The following is an 18,136-nucleotide window of genomic DNA, read 5'->3' as shown; positions in this document are numbered from 1 at the left end:
GAGAAGAACAGTAGCTCCGTATAAGACGTGTGAGGTCTCAAGCAATGATCGTCTCCAGGTAGCGAACCGCTGTCGCAATATCGACCGGAACAATCGGGTAAGAGAACACTGTTGCCTGCGGGAAGCAGCGAACCATTGCGGCACGCTTCTCCGTCAGAATCACAAGTTTGCCACAGGGATCAACAATGTCCTTGTGCGCGAAGAGTTCCATGAAGTTGGCGGTGGACTCGTCAAAGACGATGGCACTGGCCTTCTGAATCGCTTCAGTCGGAACCTCCGCAATGGACGCGTAAGTGCGCATCGACACGTCAGGCATCGCGCGCTGCAGCAGCGGTTCCAGCGTCAGGCTGGTGGTCACCAAAATATTCGTCATCTCCGAGTCTCCCCCTTTTAGAGACTGGCAAGGTTGTAATTTGAATTTAGGAAAGGATAGTTAATTGATTGCTCTTCTAAATGACTAGTTTTAGCCACTTAGAAAAGCTAATTTCTCGAAAAGATCGAAAAGCATGTGTACAGCTTTTCTGCGACGACCACAGTGTACGGACAAATCATTGATTGGTCTAGCTTCAAAGCGATTTGGTATGCATTATTCGGGAACTACAGACTCGTTTCCAAGTGTTCACGACGCTCTACCACCAGAGATAGAGAATCGAGATCTACATCACTACTCCGGGCCGTCTGCCTATCTCAGTATTTTCTAAGGTTTGGGCTGGCGGTATCGGTGGGTTAAGTAGCAGAAAGTGTGTCTGATTTTGCGGGTATCCGCTGATCAGGCTGGATGAATCGGGCTTGAATTAGGGTCAGTACCTTATTCGAGCCCGATTCGCGTTCAATCCATCGGAATGGCGCCTGCATGTGGTAGCCGGGTGTTGGTGTGCTTTCCCGGTGACACCAAATAGACCACGATGCCCCTCATGTAGTGGGGAAACGAAGAAAAACGGCACCACCTCCAAAGGCTCCACTCGGTGGCGGTGCAAAGACTGCGGAGTCTCGTTTACACGCCGCCGCACCGATTTGACCCAAGCCCGCGACTTCACCGCATTCCACGCCTACGCCACCGGTACCGCACCGTTATGTGACGTAGCCAGACAGGCTGGTGTGAGCAGGTGGACTTTGAACCGCCGCTTCGAACCTTTCTGGCTTATCGACATTCCCAACACCCCAGACCCTGATCGGGTCTACGACCAGATCTTCATCGACGGCACCCACACCGACGCCGGCTGCCTGCTTGTCGCAGCCAGCTGGGACCACGTCATCGCATGGCACTGGGCTAGAAGCGAAACCACCCACGCCTACACACAACTCCTGCACGGTATCGCTGAACCGTTATGCGTTGTCCTCGATGGCGGGCAAGGAGCCTACTCTGCGATCAAGGCCTGCTGGCCGACCACACTCATCCAGCGCTGTCTTGTGCACGCCCAACGTGTCATCCGCCGCTACACCACCTCCCGGCCCCGCACTGATGCCGGAAAAGCCATCTACGCACTGGCGTTGAAACTGACCAAGATCACCACCTTGGACCAAGCCCGGGAATGGACACTGCGACTGCATGACTTCGGGGTGGTCTACAAAGGCTTCCTGAACGAGAAAACACCTGTGCCCCAAGAACGCCGCACCGTGAACCACCAGTGGGAATACACCCACATCCGAGTGCGCAAGGCCTATAACTCACTGCTGCACCTATCGCGCAACAACTGGCTGTTTACCTACCTCCAGCCCCCGCCAAACGCCCTCGAACCCAACCGGTGGACCTCGACCACCAACAGTCTTGAAGGCGGGGTCAACGCGCAGCTCAAACGCATCGCCGACGCCCACCGCGGCAGATCAGGAGAACGCCAACGCAGAATGCTCGAGTGGTATCTGCACTCGAAAACGCATCTGCCTGACGACCCGTTAGAGATCGCCAGGCAGTGCGCATTCGGGCAAGATCAACTCGCCAAAGTTCCCGATCTTGTCCCTGAAGACCGAAACAAAGCCGACCAACATACAGGCCGACCAGCCTTCTATGACAACGCTATCCCAACCGAATACCAACACAACATAGGAATCAGAAAAGGACCCCTCAAGTAGCAAAAGTGTGCCCAGCCGACGACACACCGACCAGACACACATTTTGCTACTTAACCCGTATCGGTTCACTGGTTTGAGCACTCTCAGGTACGCAAGAGTGGCCCCTCTCCGAAGAGAGGGGCCACTCTAGTGTAGTAGCGGGGACAGGATTCGAACCTGCGACCTCTGGGTTATGAGCCCAGCGAGCTACCGAGCTGCTCCACCCCGCGCCGGGTGACTTTTATTTTCACCTGATGCCTTGTTGGCAACGACCATCACTATACGGATGACTCCCCCAGGCGCCAAATCCCCTGGTGATCAGATCTCTCACCAGGGGATTACGGCCGCATCAGGGAGTTTATGCGCGGAGTCAGTCCTGAAGTCGCTGGTAGTCTTCTACAGCCCGGTCGAGAGCGTCGAGGGCGCGTCCGTATTCCTCGAAGGAACCGTCGCGGGCGTCCTCCAAGTTCCGCAGCGCCGTGTTGATGTTCTCCAGCGCCTCATCCCGGTTCGCTGCCCCATCGATCGGCGACTGGCCATCAGTCGTTGCGCCGTCAGAGCCGCTCGCCTCCTCGCTCTCTTCGTTTTGCTCCGGCGATGTCGGAGATGCCATATCAGCCTCCGTACGGGTATCCGGAGCATCCTCGTCCACCACCTCAATGTCCTGGGCTGCGGCAGGGTTGATGCCCACTTGGCTCAGCGCCTGGGAGATCGTCGGCGCATAGCCAACTTGACCGCGGTAGAACACGAGCACGCGCAGCAGCTTCGGGAACGCCGATTCCTGGCCCTTGCGCTGCGAGTAAATCGGCTCGACGTAGAGGATCTCACCGCCGCCAACCGGCAGCGTCAGCAAGTTACCGTTTCGTAGATCGTTTGTGCCCTCCCACAGCGTGCGGTCACGGGCAACCTGATCAGAGGACATCAAAGCATCCTGTGCCTGCTTCGGACCCTGGGTTTGCGTGTTGGTCGGAAGCACACGTACGTGGATTTTGCCGTAGTTCTCGGGATCCGAAGACACAGACATGTGAGCTGACAGGAACTCGCGGTTGAGTCCGCGGAACGGCGTAATCAGCTGGAAGCTCGGGTCCCCGGTCTCGGGGTCGGAGGCAACCACGTAGTACGGCGGCTGGTAGAGCTGTTTACGGTCCTCCGGCGCGGTCGGGTCATTTGGCACGGACCAGAAGGCATCGTTGTTGAAGAACACCCCGGGGTCGTCAACGTGGTAGCGCGCAAGCAGTTCGCGCTGCACCTTGAAGAGGTCCTCCGGATAACGAAGGTGGTCTCGCAGCTGGTCGGAAATGTCGCTTCCCGGCTTCACCGTGTCCGGGAACACGCCCATCCATGCCTTGAGAACCGGGTCCGACTCATCAAAAGCGTAAAGCTCCACCGAGCCGTCGTAGGCATCGACGGTCGCCTTCACCGAGTTGCGGATGTAGCCCAGGTCGTCGGTAATCAGACGCTGGGTTGTGCCGTCAGGGTTCAGGGCATCCTGGGTGGTTTCGGACAACCGTGAACGAGTCGAGTACGGCAGACGCGACAGCGTGGTGTAGCCGTCAACGATCCATTTCACCCGCCCATCGATCACAGCCGGGTAGGTCTTGGAATCCGTAGTCAGCCACGGCGCGACCCGCTCCACGCGCTCGCGCGGATCGCGGTCGTAGAGAATCTTCGATTCCCCGCCGACCCGGTCCGAGAGCACGAGGTTGAGCTCTTGGTACTTCACCGCGTAGGCCAACCGGTTCGCCCAGTTGCCAATGTTGACGCCGCCCTGACCCGTGTAGGTGTACGTGCTTGTGTCTGTGTCGTACTCGACCGCCCCCTGGCCGTTGTCTCCAACGATGGCGTAATCAAGTCCGTCACTCGCCGAGGCGATCACCGGCCCGTAGTAGATCCGCGGCTCGTCAACGCGGATGCCCAGCTCTTCAGCTTGGTCATTTTCGCGAGCAATGGCGTTGGATTGCAGATCGGAAACTGTGAAGATCGGTAGACCACCGCGGGTAGATCCGGCGTCCTGCGCTGCCTCGTCGACGGTGTTGGCTTGCGCCGCGATGAAACCGTTGCCGTGCGTGTACACGGTGTGGCGGTTGATCCAGTCACGCTGGTTCTCGCTCAAGGAGTTCGGGTTGAGCTCGCGGGCAGCGACGACGAAGTCGCGCATCTCCCCATCAACCTCGTAGCGATCCATCGCCAGGGTGTTCGGGAAGCCGTAGAAGTTACGCAGCTGCTGGTTTTGGGTGAAGGTCGGCGAAATGACATCGGGGTCCAACAGACGAATATTCGAGATCGTGGCCGCGTCATCCGCCACTGTGGAGTTGGAGACATTGCCTTGGCCCCAGTTGTCCTCGTATGTCACCGTCGCATCCGTAAGCCCGTAGGCGTACCGGGTGGCCTCGATATTGCGGCCGATGTACTCGTATTCCTTCGCCTGACGGTTCGGCTTCACCGAGAACTGCTCCAGCAGCGCGGGCCACACGTTGCCCACCACCAGAGAAGAAACCAGCATGAGCACGGTTGCGAGCACCGGAACCCGGAAATCCTTGTACACCACCGACACAAAGAACGCGGCAGCCACAAGCACGGCAATGATGGTCAGGATGATCTTCGCCGGCAGCATCGCATTGATCCCGGTGTAGGAGGCACCGGTGAAGATATCGTTGCGGGCGTAAAGCAGGTGGTATCGCTCAATCCAGTAGCTCGCCGCCTTGACCAGCATCCACAGCCCCGCGGTGACCGCAAGCTGTACACGAGCAGACTGCGAAATGTGACCGCGTGCGCCGGTGACGTTGTTACCCACCCGAATGCCGCCAAGCAGGTAGTGGCCGAACAGCGCAATGAGGAATGCTGCAACCAGCAGGACAGACAGCATATCCACGACCGTCGAGACCGCAGGCAGCGTGAAAGCGAAGAAACCAAGGTCCCGGTGGAACTGCGGATCAGTCACGCCGAACTCGCCGCCGTTGAGCCAGAGGAGGAACGTGCGCCAACTACGCTGCCCCGCAAGACCGGAGAACAAGGCTACGACGACAGGTGCCCAGACCAGCAGAGAACGGATGCTCTGCTCCACACTTGCTCGGTGCTGGGCGCCGGGCGAGAACGGATCCATCGACTCAACCTTTGGCCGTCCGCGCCACGCCAACCATGCCGCAACGTACGCAATCGCCCCGCCGATTGCGGCGAACAGCACGAACAGAACCACCCGGCTCAGGATGACGGTGTTGAATACTCCGCGGTAGTCGAGCTCGCCAAACCACAGGAAGTCTGTGTAAAGACCGACAATCAGGGGCAGTAGGAACAACACCGCGGCGATGATGCCGATGGTTGCCCACAACCCAGCATTCGGTTTCTTCGCGTTTGGCCTTGGCTTATTCACGCGGGTAGCCAATCCTTCTCCTTATATATGTGCGAGCGCGTACTAGGCTTCTAGCTTAAATTGTCCAACGACCCAGACGTAAGAAGGGTTCCCGTGCTGCACCAACAGGCATTGAACAAGGCGATGATGGAGGCGGTCGAGTTCGTCCATGCCGAGGGGTGGGACCAGCCTCCGACATTGTTCGGGCTCGTCCCCACAGAGCTCCTCGTTGATCAGTTGGGGGAGCTCGATTTGCTTGACGACGGTGGCGCCTCCAGCCCCCTGACGCTTGTGGTGCAAGACTTGCCGGAATCCATCGATGCTGGGTCGGATGAACTAGCGGACTACGTGGCGCGGGTCGCCTGGCCGCAGACGGTAGAGGGCGTAATTCTGGCGCAGGAGATTATCTTCCGCGACACTGCCGAAGACGTCGACTCCTCCCCGCGTCCAGCCCGGCTCTTCTCAGGCGTGTTGCGCGACGACGACATCGAGCAGACGCTGCTGCAGATCCGCCCTACCGAGGACGAGCTTGAAGAGCGCGGTCTCTTCGCCCAGGACGACATTGAATTGCGGGGCGGGCCCGGTGTCGCGCCGGTGGTGATTGCGGCATTGCGCCATAGTCTTGCCCAAGACCCAGATGAACTGCTTTAAAATAATGGCTGTTTGGTAATCGATTCCAAGGAGCTCTCGGTGGCCCGTATTTCCCGCGCCGTTACCGCTGCGGCAACTATTGCGCTCGCAGCCAGCCTCACTGCATGTGGCGACAACGCGACCGAGCAGACCGAGACCGCGACTCCGACGCCGGAGGCGACAGCGACGTCAGTTGATTCTTCGTCGGCGGAGGTGACGGAAGCAACCGAAACAGTGTCGGATGAGTCGGAGGCGTCGTCCGAGCCGTCGATAAGCAAAAGCTCTTCTGCTGCCCGGACCACTGTGGCTGAGGAGCGCAAGCTTGTGGCCGAGGTTGCTGAGCGCTTCTCGACGCTGGCCCCGGCGGCGCTGTTCAGCCAGTTTGAATCTTGCAGCGCTACCGGGATGGCGGGGTCTTTCGACTGCTCCGGTTCGGAGATTGGGCAGTTCCAGTTCTTTGACTCGGAAGCAAAGGCGGCGTCAACGACCCAGCTGCTGACGGAGCTGCGATCCTCGCGCATCGTTGAGGACAAGGGCGACCGCGTTGTTGGGTGGTCAGTGCTGGGCACCTCTGCGATTATCACCGTGGTCGACAACACCAAGGGCCAGGTCATGCAACAGCTGATCTCAACCGACCAGGACGATCCGCGCCAGCGCATTTACGAGCTGGGCCTGGCCGATCAGGTCAATGAGGTGAAGACCCCGGGTGCGACGCCGCGCGCGGTTGAGACCTTGTCGGCGACGCCGTAGGCGCTACTTGCAGGTAGCGACTTCGCGCCCGGCGGCGTAATCATCCATCGCTTTGACTGCTTCATCGAGGTTGGCAACAGCGGCGACGACCATGTCCCCGGTCTCGACACCAGCGGCTTCCGCACAGTTTCCCTCGGGCGCGAGGAAGAGCTCCATCCCGGTATCACGGGCGCCAGTGATCTTGTGGGAAATGCCGCCGATGGGGCCGACTTCCCCAGCCTCGTTGATGGTGCCTGTTCCCGCGACGGTTTTGCCGCCGGTGAGCTCGCCCGGGGAAAGTTTGTCAATCACCGCGAGTGCGAAAATCATGCCGGCACTCGGGCCGCCCACGTCTTGCAAGTTGTAGGTGACATCGACGCCGTCGGCCGGCTCAGAGGACATGAGGATTCCGAGCAACGCCACATTTTCATCCCGCTCATCTTTGCCTAGGGCAATCCGCTCTTGACGTTCCGCTCCCCCACGCAGCGCGGTGATCTCGACCTCGTCGCCTGGGTGTTTAGCCCGCACGATGTCCTGCACGTCACTTGGCTTAGTGATCTCGGTGCCATCGACCGCGACTAGCGCATCGCCGGGTTCGAGATGGCCCGAGGCTGCGGCACCGTCCACGACGTCATGGACCACGACCCTGGTCGGGCGGCCGAGGTAGTGCATGGCGGCAACGGTTGCGGACGCCTCCGAGGCGACGAACGCCTGCTGATTGAACTCCTGGACTTCCTCGCGGCTCATATCCCGAGGCATGATCTGCTCCACCGGCACGAACCTGTCATCCGTGGTAATCCACCGGCCGATCGCCTGCGGAAGGGTCATGTTGGTACGCACCGAGACCGTGGTCATGTTCAGTGCTCCGGACGTGGCGTCGAGGTCGGCGCCGTCGATACGCACCACCGGCTCGCCCGAGACCTCGCTGAGCGTGTCAAACAAAGGGCCAGGCCCCTGCGCAGCATAGGGCACCGCCAACGAAATGTCGGTGCCGGGGATGTGGTCGAACGTGAGAACGCCAGCCAAAAGCGCAACCGGAATCGCACCCCAGACCACAGTGGACCAGCGCTTTGTACGCACCCGGTCTTCCTCGTTGCCGTCCTCGATGTCGTCCTCGATTTCACGCCCAGCAGCTTTCACGCTGAGCAAGCTTAGACCAGCAACCCCACCCTCCCCGAACAGCCGAGCTACAAATGCCGAGAGCGAACACGGCGAAATGCCACCTTGCAGACGGTGCTTTTCGCACCTGAGCGTCTGTAGTGTGGCCTGTATGAGCAACGGATTCGGATTCTCCTTCCCTAACGACGACCGGGATGACAACGACGATCGTCGCGGCGATGACGGCCGAGGCGACGGCAACGAACGCGGCAACCACGGCGATTCCAACAACCCGTTTGCCGCGTTCGGCTTTGGCGGTTTCGGCGGCCAGCAGAACTTCCGCTTTGAAGCCGGAGAAGGTGGCCTGGGTGACATATTGAACCAGTTCGGCCAAATGCTTTCCGGTGTCGGGTCTTCGATGAATTCTCAAGGCAGCGAGGATGCCGTCAACTTCGACATGGCGCTGCGGGTGGCGCGCCAGCGCGTGGGCAACCCGCGCGAAATCTCCAGCAGCGACGCGAAAGCTGTTGAGGAGTCGGTAAAGCTCGCAGATCTGTGGCTCAACGAGACCACCAGCCTGCCGGCCTCCGGCGCGACCGCCCAGGCATGGAACCCAAGCGATTGGCTCACCCAGACCATGCCCATGTGGAAGCGGTTGGTGAATCCGGTGGCTGACCAGATGAACCGCGCGCAGATGGACACGATGCCGGCGGAAGCACGAGAGATGCTCGGGCCGATGGCATCGATGATGCGGCAGATGAACTCGATGCAGTTCGGTATGAAGCTCGGCCACGCGCTCGGCGATCTTGCCCAGCAGGCGCTGACCGGCACTGATTTCGGCCTGCCCGTAGCGCCGCACGGCGTTACCGCTCTCCTGCCGGGCAATGTGTCGGAGATCGCCAACGGTCTCGAGGTGCCGGGCCAGGAAGTCATTGTCTACATCGCAGCTCGCGAAGCGGCGCGTCAGCGCCTGTTCCAGCACGTGCCGTGGCTGGTCGAGCGGCTGGTTGCGGCGGTTGAGGAGTATGCGGCCGGGTTGCAGATTGATACCTCCCACATCGAGGAGCTCGCCCGCAACCTCAACCTTGAATCTGGGGACCCGCAGCAGATCCAGGAAGCATTGCAGTCACTACAGGGTGAAGATCTCTCCCCACGTGTGGGTTCTCGTAACGCGACCGCGACGGAGCGGCTTGAAACCCTCCTCGCGCTGGTGGAGGGCTGGGTAGATGTGGTGGTAGCCGATGCGCTCAACGAACGCATCCCGTCCGCCGACCAGCTCGCCGAGGCGTGGGCGCGCCGTCGCGCTACCGGCGGTTCCGCCGAGCAGGCGTTTGCCAACGTGGTGGGCATCGAGCTGTCTGCACCGCGCGTGCGCGAAGCAGCGAACCTATGGCGCCGCGCCGAGAACGCCGTGGGCATTGAGCGCCGCGATCAGGTGTGGGATCACCCCGACTTCTTGCCTACCGCTGAGCACTTGGCCAACCCTGCCGCGTTCATTGACACCCTGCTCGATGACGCACCGGACACCGATTTCGACGCGGAGTTTGCCAAGCTCGAAGAAGAAATTCGCAACAACCCCGAGGTCAAGCGTGAAAACGGCGATGGCAAGGACGACGGGCGCGACGACGGCACCGAACTTTAGCCGCTGAATCTCTGGCCGCTGGTCTGCTCGCTACCGAAGCGCTGATACGCCTCAAGGTAGCCCTTCGCCCGTTCAGCTCGCGGAGCCCGGTCCGCCCACCGCCAGAATTCGCCGCTATGCCCCGGGATGAACGTGTGCACCAGTTCGTGCACGATTACCGCGTCGAGGACGTAATCAGGCACCTGCGCCAGCCGGTCGCTGATGCGAATGTCGCCGGTGCCGGTGGTACAGGACCCCCACCTGGTGTTTTGGTTACTCACCCAACGAATCGAGCGCCACTTCGCGTTGCCATCCAGCAAATTCGCATTCAGCGTCTCCGCGCGGGCAAGCAAATCTGCATCGGTGCGAGGCGTGGGGGATTTCTTCGCCAACTTCGCCAGCATCTCTTCTACGGCTGTGCGTTCCTGCGCCTTAGTCATGCGCGCCGGAATACGGATCTCCGCCACCCCGTTGACTATCCGCGCCTGCACGGTGCGCTTGCGCCTCGCGGAGCGAATAACGGTGTAGGGAATTTCGGTGCCGGGCATCGGCCAAGATTGTAAGCTGAATGCAGACACTTCGGGGGGTGGTCTCATTGGCGCGCAGTTTCAAAAGCGCCACACCGGTGCGCCTTGCGCCGGGAGTGAGCGTGTTCGTGCGAGCTCCGCACACGCTGCAGTTCGGACTGGATGCGACACGCACCGGCATCATCGAAACCCCTTACGCCACGGAGCTTGCTCAGCTTATCGACGGCACCTTTGAGCCCATATCCCTTCACCATCTGACCAGGTCATTGCAAAGCCGCATCCGCGCCGCCTCGGGCACGGCCGAAAGCCTCATCGCCGATCTACTCTCCTACCGAATTTTCGTGCCGGTGATCGATCTCCCGGTCTTGGTGATTGGCAAGTCGCCGCTGGCCGCAGAATTGAAGTCCCAATTGGCTTCCAGTGGCATCCAAGTTCGCGTGCCCTTGACACCCGAGACTGAGCCCGACTTTGTTGTCGCCTCGGACCAGTCCGCGCCATTAGTATTGGTCGACCAGCTTCCGCACGCCACGCAGTTTGCGCAACTGGTGAAATACCGCACCGGACCCACGGTTGCGGTGTCACTCTTCGACTCGCGCGTCCTCATCGGGCCGCTGCGAACTAGCGCCACCGACCCGTGCCAAGCGTGCGTGCAGCAGCACCTGCGAGACCAGGACGCTGGCTGGGACACGGCGGCCACGCACGTGCCGCAGGGACCGCGCTCCCCCGACCCGGTGTTGGTGCGCGCTGGAGGTGCTGCTGCGGCGGTGTTCATCCGCCGGGTTGCCGGTGTGCCAGACCCGCCGGGGGTGTCCGCGCCGCACCCGGTGCCCGGCGAGTTCCATGTCGCGGACCCATTCGGACCCGTACCGCTGGCCGTGCATCAACTGCAACGGCACCCCGATTGTCCAGTGTGTTTCTAGTTGTCTTCGCGGTAGTCGTCGAGCACCCGCAACACGTCGGCCCCATAGTTTTCCACCTTGACGGGACCGACGCCGGAAACGTCGAGAAGCGATGGCTCATCGGCGGGCATGGCCTCCGCGATGGCGAGCAGCGTCGCATCCGAGAACACGAGATACGCGGGCTGGCCTGCGGCGCGGGAAACCTCGAGGCGCCAGCGCTTCAGTGCCCCGAACGCCGCTTCGTCGTAATCCGGTTCGCAGTCCGCATGGCGGCCCAGCGTCTTCTCCGCCGGAGTGTCGAGCGGGTTCCCGCAAACTCGGCATCGCCGGTTGCGCTTCAGGCGCTGCGGGGTGTTCTCCACCTCGAGTTCCGGGACCAGTCCATCGAGGAACCGGGAACGCGAGCGAGACTTGTGGCCGCCCTCTTGACGCGCCAACGACCATGACAGTTGCAAATGTGTGCGGGCTCGAGTGATGCCGACGTAGAACAAGCGGCGCTCTTCTTCGACCTGGTCTTCGCCGGCTTTGATCGCGTGCGAGATGGGCAGGGTGTTTTCCACCAGCCCGACAAGAAACACCGCGTCCCACTCGAGGCCTTTCGCTGCATGCAAGCTCGCCAGCGTCACCCCGTCGACTGCCGGAGGCTGCTTCGCCTCCGCACGCTGCCGCAGCGAGACCAGTACCTGCGGCAAATGCGCGGCCTCCTGCGACTGCACGATGTCTTCGATGAGATCAACGAGCGCACGCAGTGCTTGCCACCGCTCACGAGCCTGGGCACCCTCCGGCTCCGTGGGCGTCAATCCGATCGTGGCGAAAGCGGCCCGGGCGACTGCTACCGGATCGTCAGGCAGGTCGGTGCGGTTCGCTGCCGCAGTCAGCTGGCGAAGCGCCTCTTTGATCTCCCCGCGCTGGAAGAAGCCCTCGCCACCGCGGACTTGGTACAAGATGCCCGCGTCGGCGAGCGCAGCTTCGAACGCCGCGGATTGGGCGTTGATGCGATACAGCACGGCGATCTCCCGCGCCGGCACGCCGTCGTCAAGCAATCTGCGAATTGCGGTGGCAACTTCGCGCGCCTCGGTCGGTTCGTCATCGTATGCATGAAACGTCGGCTGCGGGCCGGGCTCACGCATACCGATGAGCTCGAGTTTCGGCCCGACAGTATTCCCCTGCGCCTTCCCAATCACTGTGTTCGCAAGCTCAGTGACCTGCGGCGTCGAACGGTAGTCGCGCTGCAATTTCACCACCGTGGCGTGCGCGTAGGTGCGCGAGAAGTTGAGCAGGTACTCCGGGGTCGCCCCGGTGAACGAGTAGATGGTCTGGTTCACGTCGCCGACCACAGTCAGATCATCGCGGTCCCCAAGCCAACCTTCCAGGACCCGCTGCTGCAACGGAGTGACATCCTGGTACTCATCCACCACGAACGACTGGTACTGCGAGCGGAACTCCTCCGCCACTGCGGGCGCGTTCTCGAGCGCGGCGGCGACATGGAGCAACAGATCGTCGAAGTCGAGCAGCATGCCCTCGGGGCTGCGCTTGCCTTCTTCATACAACCGGTAAACCTGGGCGACTTTCGACGGGTCGGTGGGAGGCGTATGCCCGCTACCCGCAATACGCTGGACATAGTCGTCGTGGCCGATCACGTTCGCCTTCGCCCACTCGATTTCCCCGAGGAGGTCGCGCACCATGTCCTTGCCGGAATCTACTCCCGCGGCGCGTGCAGCGCGGCCAACTAGAGGAAACTTGTTGTCCAGCATGCGCCACGGCAAGTCGCCTGCGATCTGCGGCCAGAAATAGGCCAGCTGGCGGCGCGCAGCCGCGTGGAATGTCCTCGCCTGCACACCGCCGATGCCCATGACGCGCAAGCGGTCACGCATCTCGCCGGCCGCGCGCTGCGTGAACGTCACCGCGAGCACTTTGTTCGGCGCCACCATGCCCTGGTCGATCAGGTTCGCGATGCGGTACGTGATCGTCCTGGTTTTACCGGTGCCCGCACCCGCCAGAATGCACACCGGTCCGCGGGGGGCGGTCGCTGCAACCAGCTGGTCTTGGTCGAGCACGCTCAGATCAATGGCCACAGTTGCCACCTTCGAACTCACCGCTGAACTCACCGCTGAACTCACCGCGCGCCCACCGTTCGATGAGGCTGCGTGCAATGCTGCCCTTTGGTGCCAAGGAGATTTGTGGCAGCTCATCCCGGCTTGCCCAGATGACGGAACTGAGCTCACCGTCCAGCTCACCACGCGGCTCCCGATCGTCGGTTCGCGCACTGAACCCCAGCATGAGCGAGCTGCTGAGCGACCACGGCTGGGACCCGACATACGTGACGTCGTAAATCGCGCGCCCGGTTTCCTCCCACACCTCACGCTCGAATGCACGCTCGATGGTTTCGCCGACTTCGACGTAGCCAGCGATGCAGGTGTGGTAGCCGGGACGGCGGGCATTTTCACCGAGCAGGATCTCGGTGCCATCAGCGTTTTGCACCACTCCGATAACGCATGGGTCGATCCGGGGGAACACCATCCCTCCCGCCTCGCTGCGGGCCACAGCACCTGAGACATCCCAGGTCAGCGGAGAGCCGTCCGTGGGGTCGAAGCGCAGCGTCTCTTGGGCGCGCAGCAATGCGACAGCATGGGCGACGAGGGGATGGTCGGCGTGGGAACGCGCATCCCCCACGTCTGCACTCAGCTCTGAGGCGAGCGCGTCAGTCAACCGCGCTGCTGTCACGCCGCCCGGGAGCTCGGCGGTGGTGGAAATGGCGTGCAAGGGGGCGTCGACAAGCAATGGCTCCTTATCGGGCCCGAGTGGGAAAGAATTGTGCGAATCGATGAGTAAAAACATGCTATTCCGCGTGCTTGGAGGCATCGTGGGCATCGGTGGGTTTGGTCAAGCGGACATAGAGCAGGCGATCGCCCGGCTCGACGGTCTCCGCCTCTGGTGAATCAATGCGATAAAGCTCACCGGAACGCACCACGCCCAGGACGATGTCAGCGAGATGGCGGGGGTTGGCGCCCACCTCGTCGTCTGCGATCGGCCGTTCCGCAACTGCAAAGCCCTCGTCCGGGCTCAGCAGGTCCTCCATCATCTCCACCACAGGCGGGGTCACCGTGGCCAGGCCAAGCAGGCGACCCGTCGTTTCGGCTGAGACCACAACGGAATCAGCGCCAGACTGCATGAGCAGGTGCTGGTTCTCGCTCTCGCGCACGCTGGCGACAATCATTGCGCTCGGCGCGATCTCGCGGACAGAGAGGGTGACTAGCACTGCCGTGTCATCGCTCGACGGCGCCACCACGACGGAACGCGCGCGGGTCACGCCGGCGATGCGCAGGATGTCGGACTTTGTTCCGTCACCGTGGACGGTCACCAGGCCGCGCTTCTCCGCCTGGGCGAGATTCACCGGGTCCGCATCGACCACCACGATAGAACCCGGGGCAGCGCCGCCGGCAAGGAGCGCATCAGTCGCTGAACGACCCTTAGTGCCGTAACCGATGACGATGGTGTGGTCGCGCACAGTTTGCCTCCACTGCTGAATCTCAAGCGTTTTGCGGGAATCCTCGGTGAGCACCGACAACGTAGTACCGACGAGGAGCATCAGGAACGCCACGCGGGCGGGAGTGATGAGGAAGATGTTCATCAACCGTGCGCCCTGGGTGACCGGGACGATATCACCGTAGCCGGTCGTGGAAAGCGACACCGCTGAGTAGTACAGCGCGTCGATGAACGTGAGCGGCTCCGAATACGCGCCGCGATCGAAGTACACCAGCCCTGCCACGGCAATGACGAGCAAAATCGCGTACCCGAAACGCCTGGCCATCAACACCCACGGGGTGGTATGGGCTGAACGCGGGATGGTGATGACATCCGTGAGCGTGTGCACCGGCACATCACCAAGTTCCGCGTCTGCGCGGAGCTGGCTGGCGAATCTGAATGGCCGCTTCACTTCCTGCCTTCCTGTTGCGTGCGTGGCGCAAGCATGTCGGCAAGATCTTGACCTGCCGGTAGCTGATCAGGAGCGTAGTCTTCTCCGGTGCGGAGGTAGAAAAACACCGCGCGCACATCGCGTCCGTCGGCAGCAATGCGCCTCCACGCTTCACGGTAGACGGCGAGCTGCAGCTTCGCCGATTCCATCTCCGCTGTGCCTGGTTTTTGGCCGGTTTTCCAGTCCACGACTATCCACCCGGTTTCGTCCTCGAACACGGCGTCGATGCGACCGCGCACCATCGCGTTGCCCATTGCCAGCTCAAACGGGTGCTCAACGAACGCTGGTGTGCGCGATGCCCAGTGGCTCGCTTCGAACGATCGCTTGAGCTGTTCGAGGGTGGCGCGGTCCACCTCGGCTTCATCGTTGCCCGGAAGTTCGTCTTCGTCGATAAGCGGGCGCGCGCCATAGAACTCCTCCAACCACTGGTGGAACGCGGTGCCACGCTTGGCGTAAGCGTTCGGTTTGTACGGCACAGGGCGACGGGCGCGGCGAGCGAATTGGGCAGGATCGGCCCGCATGGCCACCACGTCAGACGCAGTGAGTTCGCCTGGAACTACCACCGCTACCTCAGGCGACAGAGACGCTGCATGCTCCTCAATCAGCGCTGTCGCGTCGCGTTCCCATAATCCGTAAAGCTCTCCTTCTACCAGCGGGGGGAGGGATGCGCGTGCTGCAGTGACAGTCTGAGCCGCGCGCTGGTCGTGGGGTTGCTGGTGCAGGTTAGGCCAGCGGCCTTCGCGCTCGCCGTCAGGGCGTTCGGCGCTGCCACCCTCGTCATCGCCTTCGGCATCTCCATCGGTGTGCCACTGGACGATATCCGCAGGCCTAACGAGCGATGCCAGCTTTTCAAAGTGTGTATACGGGCCCGTCTGCTTCGTCGAACCCGCCGCGTTGCTTGACGCGGTGACTATGAGTTTCCTCTCCGAGCGGGTGATGGCGACGTAAAACAGCCGCGCTGTCTCCTCTGCGAAGTCTCCGCGGACCGTCTTCAACCAGGCCTTGACCGCTTTTTCAAACTGTGGGCGGGTCTCTACCTCCCCAAATTCCGGGGTGAGCTCGGGGTCTCCAAAAGATTCGTCTTGCAGCCGCTTGACAATGCCCAGGAATGTCTCGGCGGTGTCGCTGTAGGTCCTGTCGTCCGCGTGCAGCACCGCAACGGTGTCCCACTCTAAGCCCTTCGCCTTGTGGGCGGTCATGATCTGCACCCGATCGTCTTTCACCGTGACGTTTCCGGGAGCGAGGCCGTCTTCATGGGTGCGGGCAAGCTCGAAGTAATCCAGCAGGCCGGTCAAGCTCGTTCCGGGATACTGGGCCACCTCGTGCAGCAGGCGGTCGAGGTGCGCGGCACGCGACGCGGTAGGGCGTGATAGGACCTCAGCGCGGATACCGAAGACGGAGATGATGTCTGCGAAGACGTCCGTGAGCTGCTTACCCAGGCTATTGGTGCGCAGCCAGCGCAGTTTCGCCGATAATTCACGCAGACGCTGGAGACCGGTCGCCGAGTACCGCTCGGGTTCTCCGAGGTCCGCCACGGCATCCGCCAGCCCCGCAGCGCGCTCGCCAGTTCCAACGATTTCTTCCGCCCGTTGAACGAGCTCGGCGAGTTGCGCTTCGAGATGGGCCTCCGGAGTCCGGGCAGCCTCGTCGAAATCACCGCGCTCCGCGTCGGCGCTGCGGGCTTGGCCGCGCCCGGCCAAATTCGTCGCCCGCACGGCGAGCGCCTGCAGGTCCGCCAACCCGAGCCCCACCGCAGGACCGCCGAGGATGCGAAGCGCTGCAGCCGAATCACCCGGACGGACCAGCATGGTCGCGATTGCGACGGTGTCGGCAACTTCCGGCACGTCGAGCAGGCCAGCGACGCCTACGATTTCGTACGGCACACCCCGCGCTTCAAGGGCTTCCGCGATTGCTGAGCTGTGCTTGTTTTTGCGCACCAGCACAGCGGCGGTAAACGGTTCGTCATCCTGCTTCGCCTGGGTGAACTGAGTTTCCAGCTCGCCGGCAACATAGGCGACCTCGTCGTCCTCGTGCTCGAAGAACCCCAGATGCACCGACCCAGCTCCCGCTCCTGGGCGCGGTTCAAGCTGGGCCACCGCGCGCTCGGCGCCGGTACCCAAAATCGCGTCGGAGACCGAGTTAGCCAGGTCGAGGATTTCCGGAGGATTGCGCCATGAGGTGGTGAGCTGCTTTTTTGGTGCGGGAGAACCATCGCTAGCCGGAAAATCTTCGACGAAAGCGGCGAGGTTAGCCGCGGTCGCACCACGCCAGCCGTAGATCGCCTGCATTGGATCGCCCACGGCGGTAACCGTCAGCTTTGGATCGGTGCCTTCCCCGAACAGGCTGCGCAGCAGCACGCGCTGTGCATGGGAGGTGTCTTGGTACTCGTCGAGCATGATCACCCGGAAGCGTTGACGCTGACGCTCCCCCACCGATGCGTGATCGCGGGCGAGCTTCGCTGCGACTGACATCTGCTCATTGAAGGTCACTAGACCGCGGCGGCGCAGCTCCGTATTGAGCGCCGCCGCCAACGGCAGGTATGCGGTGCGCTCCTCCTGCCTACTGCGCCACTTCAGCATGGTCTGCGAGTAGCCGCTCTCGGTGCGCTTCGACGGTTCCAAGGACTCCGTTTCCTTGAGAAATATCTCCGCACGCTCAATCACATCCTCGGCAGACGCGAGCTCGTTGCCCATGGACGTAATAAGCCCCAGCAGGTTCTCGACGACCGAGTTCACAGCTGGGTTGGTGCCGTTTTCAGAGATAAGGCTACCTCGGTAGTCCAACACTACTTCGGTGGCGATGGCGTGTAGCTCCGCCTCGGTAATCAATCGCGCGTCCGGTTCAACCGGCACCAGCAATCCATATTCGCGGATCAGGTCGCCGGCGTACGCGTCGTAGGTTGACACAGTCGGCGCGATCACGCGGAGGGAGCTCGTCAGCTCGCCTGACGGATCCAGTCGACGCACGAGCGCTTCGTCGCTAGCCAGCACCCCAAGTCTGTCTCTGATGCGCTTCCCCAGCTCCTGGGCTGCTTTGCGGGTAAACGTCAGCCCGAGAATCTCATCTGGACGGGCGTAACCGTTGGCAACGAGCCAAACTACACGCGCCGCCATCGTCTCGGTTTTTCCCGCGCCGGCGCCCGCCACAACCAGCAGCGGGCCAGGCGGCGCACCAATTACGTCTGCCTGTTGCGGGGTCGGTTGGTGGGCCTGGCCGAGCGCCCGCGACAGCGCTACCGGCCCGATTCCATGTTGCATG

Annotated in this window: 13 protein-coding genes and 1 tRNA gene; 5 read left to right on the top strand and 9 right to left on the bottom strand. The window is 61.9% G+C overall.

The window, feature by feature from the left end; genetic code table 11:
• Positions 1 to 37: 37 nt before the first annotated feature.
• Entirely contained in the window at positions 38 to 373 is a 336-nt protein-coding gene (locus CGLAU_RS02970) for a hypothetical protein (RefSeq protein ID WP_095659413.1), read from the bottom strand.
• A gap of 512 nt (positions 374 to 885) precedes the next feature.
• Here CGLAU_RS02970 and CGLAU_RS02965 point away from each other — a divergent pair.
• Positions 886 to 2,070 (top strand): IS1249 family transposase, encoded by a 1,185-nt coding sequence (locus CGLAU_RS02965; RefSeq protein WP_095658954.1) that lies wholly within the window; start codon positions 886 to 888, stop codon positions 2,068 to 2,070.
• Between the two features lie 135 nt (positions 2,071 to 2,205).
• On the opposite strand, the gene CGLAU_RS02960 is transcribed toward CGLAU_RS02965, so the two are convergent.
• A tRNA-Met gene (locus CGLAU_RS02960) sits at positions 2,206 to 2,279 on the bottom strand.
• A gap of 140 nt (positions 2,280 to 2,419) precedes the next feature.
• On the bottom strand, positions 2,420 to 5,377 hold the full coding sequence (locus CGLAU_RS02955) for a UPF0182 family protein (RefSeq protein WP_415877151.1): 2,958 nt from the start codon (positions 5,375 to 5,377) through the stop codon (positions 2,420 to 2,422).
• A 165-nt stretch (positions 5,378 to 5,542) separates the two neighbouring features.
• Between CGLAU_RS02955 and CGLAU_RS02950 the strand changes: the two genes are divergently transcribed.
• Entirely contained in the window at positions 5,543 to 6,049 is a 507-nt protein-coding gene (locus CGLAU_RS02950; protein ID WP_198305064.1) for a PPA1309 family protein, read from the top strand.
• Positions 6,050 to 6,088: 39 nt separating this feature from the next.
• Positions 6,089 to 6,778, top strand: coding sequence for a hypothetical protein (locus tag CGLAU_RS02945; protein WP_232507171.1), 690 nt, complete (start codon positions 6,089 to 6,091; stop codon positions 6,776 to 6,778).
• A 3-nt stretch (positions 6,779 to 6,781) separates the two neighbouring features.
• Here the strand turns inward: CGLAU_RS02945 and CGLAU_RS02940 are convergent, their stop codons facing one another.
• Positions 6,782 to 7,837, bottom strand: a complete 1,056-nt coding sequence (locus CGLAU_RS02940) for a YlbL family protein (protein ID WP_095660999.1) — start codon at positions 7,835 to 7,837, stop codon at positions 6,782 to 6,784.
• A gap of 190 nt (positions 7,838 to 8,027) precedes the next feature.
• Here CGLAU_RS02940 and CGLAU_RS02935 point away from each other — a divergent pair, with 190 nt between their 5' ends.
• Positions 8,028 to 9,497: a zinc-dependent metalloprotease gene (locus CGLAU_RS02935; protein ID WP_095659410.1), complete on the top strand. Its 1,470-nt coding sequence runs from the start codon at positions 8,028 to 8,030 to the stop codon at positions 9,495 to 9,497.
• Here the strand turns inward: CGLAU_RS02935 and CGLAU_RS02930 are convergent.
• Positions 9,494 to 10,024, bottom strand: coding sequence for a M48 metallopeptidase family protein (locus CGLAU_RS02930; protein WP_095659409.1), 531 nt, complete (start codon positions 10,022 to 10,024; stop codon positions 9,494 to 9,496). The two genes, CGLAU_RS02935 and CGLAU_RS02930, sit on opposite strands and share 4 nt — an antisense overlap.
• 47 nt (positions 10,025 to 10,071) lie before the next feature.
• Here CGLAU_RS02930 and CGLAU_RS02925 point away from each other — a divergent pair, with 47 nt between their 5' ends.
• On the top strand, positions 10,072 to 10,923 hold the full coding sequence (locus tag CGLAU_RS02925) for a hypothetical protein (protein WP_157731244.1): 852 nt from the start codon (positions 10,072 to 10,074) through the stop codon (positions 10,921 to 10,923).
• Here the strand turns inward: CGLAU_RS02925 and CGLAU_RS02920 are convergent.
• From CGLAU_RS02920 to CGLAU_RS02905, 4 genes are read right to left on the bottom strand one after another with little or no spacing between them, the layout of a single operon-like run.
• A complete protein-coding gene (locus tag CGLAU_RS02920) occupies positions 10,920 to 12,977 on the bottom strand; it encodes an ATP-dependent DNA helicase UvrD2 (RefSeq protein WP_269768549.1) in 2,058 nt (685 codons plus the stop codon). The genes CGLAU_RS02925 and CGLAU_RS02920 overlap by 4 nt on opposite strands.
• Positions 12,967 to 13,740: an NAD(+) diphosphatase gene (locus CGLAU_RS12460; protein WP_157731243.1), complete on the bottom strand. Its 774-nt coding sequence runs from the start codon at positions 13,738 to 13,740 to the stop codon at positions 12,967 to 12,969. The genes CGLAU_RS02920 and CGLAU_RS12460 overlap by 11 nt, the downstream gene beginning before the upstream one ends.
• Position 13,741: 1 nt before the next feature.
• A complete protein-coding gene (locus CGLAU_RS02910) occupies positions 13,742 to 14,839 on the bottom strand; it encodes a potassium channel family protein (RefSeq protein ID WP_095659405.1) in 1,098 nt (365 codons plus the stop codon).
• Positions 14,836 to 18,135 (bottom strand): ATP-dependent helicase, encoded by a 3,300-nt coding sequence (locus CGLAU_RS02905; protein ID WP_095660998.1) that lies wholly within the window; start codon positions 18,133 to 18,135, stop codon positions 14,836 to 14,838. Before CGLAU_RS02905 ends, CGLAU_RS02910 begins: the two co-directional genes overlap by 4 nt.
• Position 18,136 lies beyond the last annotated feature (1 nt).

This window comes from Corynebacterium glaucum, assembly GCF_002287505.1.
Lineage (GTDB): Bacteria > Actinomycetota > Actinomycetes > Mycobacteriales > Mycobacteriaceae > Corynebacterium > Corynebacterium glaucum.
Note: the sequence above shows the minus strand (reverse complement) of the source record. Positions and strands in the feature narration are given on the sequence as shown.

Bases quoted from the DNA above. Each gene is read 5' to 3' on its own strand.
- CGLAU_RS12460 (WP_157731243.1), bottom strand. From the start codon at position 13,740: ATGTTTTTACTCATCGATTCGCACAATTCTTTCCCACTCGGGCCCGAT.
- CGLAU_RS02930 (WP_095659409.1), bottom strand. From the start codon at position 10,024: ATGCCCGGCACCGAAATTCCCTACACCGTTATTCGCTCCGCGAGGCGC.
- CGLAU_RS02950 (WP_198305064.1), top strand. From the start codon at position 5,543: ATGATGGAGGCGGTCGAGTTCGTCCATGCCGAGGGGTGGGACCAGCCT.
- CGLAU_RS02905 (WP_095660998.1), bottom strand. From the start codon at position 18,135: ATGCAACATGGAATCGGGCCGGTAGCGCTGTCGCGGGCGCTCGGCCAG.
- CGLAU_RS02970 (WP_095659413.1), bottom strand. From the start codon at position 373: ATGACGAATATTTTGGTGACCACCAGCCTGACGCTGGAACCGCTGCTG.
- CGLAU_RS02935 (WP_095659410.1), top strand. From the start codon at position 8,028: ATGAGCAACGGATTCGGATTCTCCTTCCCTAACGACGACCGGGATGAC.